Genomic DNA, 6,706 nt, shown 5'->3' with positions numbered 1-6,706 from the left:
AGAATTTAATGTGTGTTTAAAAATTTAAGCATATATTAGTATAAGTTAAGTTTGTCCAATTAGAGGGGAGCCGTCCGAAAGTAATGGATGAAACTGAGAATGAGTTTTTTCAATTAGAAGAATGAAACTTTTAATTTGGAATATAAAGTTAACTGAAGTTATATCCAAAGTTTACAGCTGTAACAAGAAGGACAGGAGTGTGGAAATTTATTTTCCGTAAGTTATTTTTTCAATAAAGTTGAAAGGATATCAATAAAACATAAAGCAATAAAATCTAGTCCTAAAAAAGTACATTTAGCATTATTAGGAAAATACTGAATAATAATCACCGTAACTAGTAATTGTTAACTAAAATAATCTGCTAGTTATTCATAAAGTATTAATTTTAGTCTTCTCATTTAATAAATGAATAAGTTTAAAATTTAATCTGGAATCCTATATAGGGAAACAAGCTTCAGTTTAAATTTATTCATCAAATTTTTGTTATCAGTTGAGAAAAATAAGTACAAATATAGTTAGTTAAAGATTATAAATTAAGAATTTAGGATGAAAGTGGCAACCACTTTCTGAAAATGATTTTAAAAAATATATCAATATAATTTACTTTGCAAATTTATAAAAAGATACGTTGAGAATTACTAGGAACAAAGTGAGTAGTAATAACTACAACTGTTCACTATTCACTCTTAACTTTTAACTAAAATAATATGTTAGTTATTGATAAAATATTAATTTGAGCTTGTTTCCCTATAGTATTAAATAAGAAGATTTATAATTTTATTTATAAGTCAATTTAATATAATACATATTGATATTAAATTAATAGTTATACCTATATAAAGGATATATATATAAGTTGTGGTAAAAAAATTAGCTTAAAATAACAGTGAATTTAGAAGATTTCATTTTATGTTATGTTTATGTTAAATTTGTTCTGTATATATTAACATGAACTTAATTTTGAGGTATCATTTAATAGGAATTTTAGATAAAAGTTAAAATTATTTTGGAGGTAATCTATGGACTTATTTACCACAATAGTTAGTCTGTTCGGCGGATTAGGACTGTTTCTTTATGGAATGACAATGATGGGAGACGGTTTAGAAAATTCTGCTGGAGACAGATTAAAAAGCGTATTTGATAAGATAACATCTAATCCAGTAAAAGGAGTTTTAACAGGAGCTATAGTAACAGGTATAATTCAAAGTAGTAGTGCTACTACAGTGATGGTTGTAGGATTTGTTAATGCAGGTCTCATGAATTTATATCAAGCTACAGCGGTTATAATGGGAGCGAATATAGGGACAACTATTACAGCTCAATTAATTGCTTTTAAAATGGATTTTTTAGCACCATTATGTTTAGCAATCGGTGCAATGATAGTATTATTCTCAAAGAATAATAAGAAGAAGCAAATAGGAAACATAGTTTTAGGATTTGGTATTTTATTTTTAGGATTAGATTTAATGAAAAATGCTATGTCACCATTAGCGGATTCACCAATATTTACAACTTTAATATTAAAATTACAAGGTAAAGTATTATTAGGAGTACTACTAGGGGCTGTTATGACAGCTGTAATTCAAAGTTCTTCAGCTTCAACAGGTATACTAGTTGCACTTGCATCAACAGGAGCATTACCACTAAGCGTAGCTATACCAATATTATTAGGTAGTAATATAGGTACATGTGTTACAGCAATGATATCAAGTATAGGAACTTCTAGAACAGCTAAGAAAGCAGCAGTAATACATTTATTATTCAATGTAATAGGAACTCTTATATTTATAGGATTTGCAACTCAATTAGCAAATGTAGTTCAAACTATAACACCAGGAAATAATGCAGAAGCTGTAAAAAGACAGATAGCAAATGCACATACTATATTTAATGTGATTAATACATTTTTATTAATTTGGTTCATAAAACCATTAGTTGCATTAGTTAACAGGTTAATACCAGGTGAGGATGAAAAAGACGCAATAGGTGTTCAGTACATAGACGAAAGATTATTAGAAACCCCTGTAATTGCTTTAGGTCAAACAACAAATGAACTTGTAAGAATGGGTACTAAAGCTAAGGAAAATGTTGAATTTGCTATGAAAGCCTTTGTCTATAATGATGAAAAGGCATTAAAAAAAGTATATGAGCAAGAAAAGCTTATAAATATATTAGAAGATGATATAACTAAATTCTTAGTTAAATTATCTAACAGTGAATTAGGAGAAGAACAAAAGGGGATGGTTGCAGCAATGTTCCATGTTGTTAACGACATTGAACGTATAGGTGATCATGCTGAAAATATAGCAGATTTAGCTAGTGAAAAAATGACTAAAAATGCGGACTTTTCTGAGGAAGGTGTTAAAGAATTAAATGATATATTTAATTACACAATTAACTCTTTAGAAATGAGTATTGAGTGTTTTAAAAACTATAATAAGGACAAAGCTGATACAGTTAGATCAGTAGAGGACAGAATCGATAGTTTAGAAAAACAGTTAAGGTCATCACATATAAAAAGACTTAATAATGGAGTTTGTAATGCAACAGTAGGTGCAATATTCTTAGATGTTATAAGTAACTTTGAAAGAATAGGTGACCATGCAGTAAATATAGCAGAGATAGTTGCAGAAACTGCTTATAATTAATAAATAAAACATCTCAAAGCAATTTTGCTTTGAGGTGTTATTTTTTTGTAAAATAAAATTATAATTAGAAAATCCATATAGTGCCAATAGTTTAACTCAATCAAACTAATTTTAATTAACATAGTAATATTTATAAGAATATGTGGGTATATTAAGTAAAGAAATATTAAAAATAATTTAATAAAACTTAAATTATGTTAAAACAGACAAATTAGAGGTGAAAATATGAAATATAAAAATAGTATTTTAATTGGTACTTTAATGGCTATATTAATTGTATTTGGAAGTTTTTTTACAACAGATTTAAAAAGAAGTGAAGATGTAATTAATTTAAATGATAATAAAGTTAAAACTATACTTATAGATCCAGGACATGGAGGTATGGATGGTGGTGCTAGTGCATCAGATGGTACTGTAGAAAAACACATAAATCTTAATATTGCTCTTGAACTTGAAAAACTTTTAAAGGAATCAGGATATAATGTATATTTAACTAGATATGAAGATACAGGTTTATATTCAGAGAATGGAACTGTAAGACAAAAGAAAAATGAAGATTTAAATGCTAGATGTCAATTAAAGAAAGAAACTAATTGTGATTTGTTTGTAAGTATACATTTAAATAAATTTAAGGATGCTAGTTGTAAAGGAGCACAAGTATGGTACTCAAATAATCCAGAAAGTGAAGTTATTTCTAAAATAGTACAAAATAACTTAAAAGAAGATTTAGATACCAATAATAAAAGACAGGCAAAACCAGCAAAAGATGCTTATAAGGTATTAAGAACCAATGATACTATGCCAGGTTTTATTATAGAATGTGGGTTTTTATCGAATAATGAAGATTTGTCTAAATTAAAAGATGAAAGTTATCAAAAAAAAGTTGCACAATCATTGTTCAAGTCAATAGAATATTATTATAAAAATGGTACAAAAAGTAAGTAAAATGAGATAAATATGAAAAAATTTGAAGAAAACTGTAAAAAAATAAATAAAAACAAAAAAATATAAATTTAAAATAGAGAAAATTTAAAAAAGATTCAAACAAATGAATCGAAACTTGCCGAACGGGAAATCTGGGTCGGCTTTTTTTTGATTTTTATCAAAATTGGCATTGAATTAGATAGGGCCATATGGTATTATTACATTGTAAATGGGAAATGGATTAGTCCATTAGTCCATTTAGACTTGGGAGGTATTTATGAATATTGTGGTAGATAAAAAATGCGGAATACCACTGTATATTCAAGTTAAAAAGCAAATAATGGATTTGGTAAAAGAAGGTACTCTCAAGGTAGGAAACAAAATGCCAACGGAAAGAGAACTTTCACAGGAGCTAAAAGTAAGTAGGAATACAATAAGTACTGCTTATAAACAACTTGAAAATAGTGGTGTATTAAAGTCTATTCAAGGAAAAGGAACATTCGTAGCAGAAGAAGTTATTTCTTGGAAGGATGAGGAGATAAAAAACAAGCTAATAAAGTTTGTTGATTTAGCCCTTGAAGAGGCTCTAGAAATTGGTGTAGAAGCAGAAGATTTTCTAGAAATAGTAATAGAAAGAGTTAAAGAAAAAAAAGAATTAATGAAAAAAGTTACAGCAATTTTTGTTGAATGTAATATTGAACAATCAAGAATGTTTAGTAAACAATTAAGTGAAAATAGTAATATGAATGTTATACCTTTAACAGTGTCAGAACTTAATGAAATGTCAGAAAAAACAAAAAAAATAGTAAATGGCAGCGAGGTTATAATTGCAACATTCAATCATGTAAATGAAGTTAAAAATGCAATAAAGGAAATAAATAGAGAAGTTTTAGGGGTAGCTATAAATCCTAAGTTGGAATCTATAGTAAAAATTGCGAGACACCCTTATGAAACAAGTTTTGCTTTTATATGTATATCACAAGAAATGATTTTTAAGATGAAAGCGGCATTAGATGATTCAGGGCTTGCAGATTTAAATGTACAGTATTTCAATGAATTAGAAGTGGACAAACTAAAAAAGATAGTTGAAAAGTTTGATGTGCTAATAGTTACGCCGGGAAGAGTAAAAGATATCTCTATACTAAATATTCACAATAAAGAAATAATTGAGTTTTCTTATAGTTTAGATTCGGGTTCTGTAAAAGCACTTAAGTCTAAGCTAATTGAAATAAAATATAAGCAAAATACTAATCACAATTAATTATTTTTTAGGGAGGCTTTAGAAATGGAAAAGAAAACTTTAGTTCTTGGAGTTATAGGAGCTGACTGTCACGCAGTTGGTAACAAAATCCTAGATTATGCTTTAACAGAAGCAGGATTCAACGTAATAAATATAGGTGTATTATCACCACAAGAAGATTTCATTAACGCAGCAGTAGAAACTAATGCAGACGTTATAATAGTATCTTCACTTTATGGTCATGGAGAAATTGACTGTAGAGGATTAAGAGAGAACTGTGATGAGGCTGGATTAAAAGACATTTTACTTTATGTAGGTGGAAATATAGTTGTAGGAAAACAAAACTGGGAAGAAGTTCTTGGAAGATTCCAAGCTATGGGATTTGACAGAGTTTACCCACCTGGAACAAGTCTTGAAACAACAATTCACGATTTAAAAGAAGATTTAGGACTATAATAAATATACAAAAGTGGAGTGATTAAAGTGGATGCATACTTACTTTTAGACTTTGGTAGTACCTACACAAAACTTACAGCTGTAGATATTGAAAATGAAGAAATATTAGCTTCAGCAAAGGATATAACAACAATTGAAGATGATATTATGACTGGTTTTGATAAGGCTTATAAGAAGTTAGAAGAGCAATTAGAAGGCAAAGATGTAAACTTTGTAAAAAAATTAGCTTGTTCATCAGCAGCTGGTGGATTAAAAATGGTTGCCTTAGGTCTAGTTCCAGACTTAACTGCAGAAGCAGCCAAAAGAGCAGCTTTAGGCGCTGGAGCGAGAGTGTTAAAAGTGTATAGTTATGAAATAACAAATTATGAAGCAGAAGAAATTAAAAATTCAGATGTTGATATAATACTTCTAGCAGGTGGAACAAATGGTGGTAATAAACAGTGTGTAATACATAATGCTAAGATGATTGTAAAGCATAACATAGATGTTCCAGTGGTAGTTGCTGGTAATAAAGTAGCTAATGATGAAATAAGAGAGATACTTGAAGAAGCTGGTGTTTACTTTAGTGTAACTGAAAATGTTATGCCAACATTAAATTCATTAAATGTTGAACCAGCCCGTGAAGAAATAAGAAAAGTATTCATGGATAAAATAACAGATGCAAAGGGCCTTAATAATGCAGAAAGTTTTGTAAACGGAATATTAATGCCTACGCCAGCGGCAGTATTAAAGGCTGCAAGAGTGTTAAGTGAAGGTAGCGATGAGGAAGAAGGTATTGGCGACTTAATAGTTGTTGATATTGGAGGAGCAACTACTGATATTCACTCAATAGCTGATGGAGAACCAACAAAGGCAGGAGTTAACATGAGAGGACTTGAAGAACCTTTCGCTAAAAGAACAGTTGAAGGTGATTTAGGAATGAGATATTCTGCAGTTTCTCTTTGGGAAGCTGGTGGCTCTAGAAAGCTAAGAAATTACTTAGGTGATAAAAAAAGAGAAATAAATATAGAAGAGTGTTGTAAATATAGATACGAAAACATAAAAATGGTACCTAAAAATGATGAGGAAATAAAATTTGATGAAGCTATGGCTAAAGTAGCAACTGAACTTGCACTTGAAAGACATGCAGGACATATTGAAAATGTATATACTCCAATGGGAGTTGTATTTAACCAAATGGGTAAAGACCTTATGAAAGTTAAATATATGATAGGTACAGGTGGAGTTTTAGTTCATAGTAAAAATCCAGGAGATATTTTAAATGCTGGTACTTTTAAAAAGGAAGATCCAACGTCATTAAAACCACAGGAACCAGAGTTTTTGTTAGATAAGAGTTATATATTATCAGCGATGGGATTGTTAGCACATGATCATCCAGATAAAGCCGTTAGAATTATGAAAAAATATTTAGTTAATGTGTAATTATCAGGAGGTAATT

General features: G+C 29.2%; 5 protein-coding genes. All 5 read left to right on the top strand.

From position 1 onward, the window contains the following. The first annotated feature begins 1,019 nt into the window (after window positions 1-1,019). The 5 genes from AZI32_RS08255 to glmL all read left to right on the top strand — a co-directional run bounded on the left by AZI32_RS08255 (window position 1,020) and on the right by glmL (window position 6,690). Window positions 1,020-2,648 carry a Na/Pi cotransporter family protein gene (locus tag AZI32_RS08255; RefSeq protein ID WP_061995385.1) on the top strand — a complete coding sequence of 543 codons (1,629 nt, stop codon included), beginning with the start codon at window positions 1,020-1,022 and terminating at the stop codon, window positions 2,646-2,648. Window positions 2,649-2,873: 225 nt separating this feature from the next. Then, complete coding sequence (cwlD, locus tag AZI32_RS08250; RefSeq protein WP_061995384.1) at window positions 2,874-3,593, top strand: N-acetylmuramoyl-L-alanine amidase CwlD; 720 nt, start codon at window positions 2,874-2,876, stop codon at window positions 3,591-3,593. Between the two features lie 256 nt (window positions 3,594-3,849). After that, a complete protein-coding gene (locus AZI32_RS08245; RefSeq protein WP_061995383.1) occupies window positions 3,850-4,833 on the top strand; it encodes a winged helix-turn-helix domain-containing protein in 984 nt (327 codons plus the stop codon). Between the two features lie 24 nt (window positions 4,834-4,857). Beyond that, complete coding sequence (glmS, locus tag AZI32_RS08240) at window positions 4,858-5,268, top strand: methylaspartate mutase subunit S (RefSeq protein WP_061995382.1); 411 nt, start codon at window positions 4,858-4,860, stop codon at window positions 5,266-5,268. A gap of 27 nt (window positions 5,269-5,295) precedes the next feature. Next, window positions 5,296-6,690 (top strand): methylaspartate mutase accessory protein GlmL, encoded by a 1,395-nt coding sequence (gene glmL / locus AZI32_RS08235; RefSeq protein WP_061995381.1) that lies wholly within the window; start codon window positions 5,296-5,298, stop codon window positions 6,688-6,690. The last annotated feature ends 16 nt before the right edge of the window (window positions 6,691-6,706 follow it).

Source organism: Clostridium sp. ATCC 25772 (genome assembly GCF_001573875.1).
Taxonomy (GTDB): domain Bacteria; phylum Bacillota; class Clostridia; order Clostridiales; family Clostridiaceae; genus Clostridium_J; species Clostridium_J senegalense.
The sequence above is the reverse complement of the archived record's forward strand: the minus strand, read 5'-3'. Positions and strand labels throughout refer to the sequence as shown.

What these genes read in the sequence shown, in the direction of transcription:
- AZI32_RS08255 (WP_061995385.1), top strand. Translation starts at nt 1,020, where the DNA reads ATGGACTTATTTACCACAATAGTTAGTCTGTTCGGCGGATTAGGACTG.
- cwlD (WP_061995384.1), top strand. Translation starts at nt 2,874, where the DNA reads ATGAAATATAAAAATAGTATTTTAATTGGTACTTTAATGGCTATATTA.
- AZI32_RS08245 (WP_061995383.1), top strand. Translation starts at nt 3,850, where the DNA reads ATGAATATTGTGGTAGATAAAAAATGCGGAATACCACTGTATATTCAA.
- glmS (WP_061995382.1), top strand. Translation starts at nt 4,858, where the DNA reads ATGGAAAAGAAAACTTTAGTTCTTGGAGTTATAGGAGCTGACTGTCAC.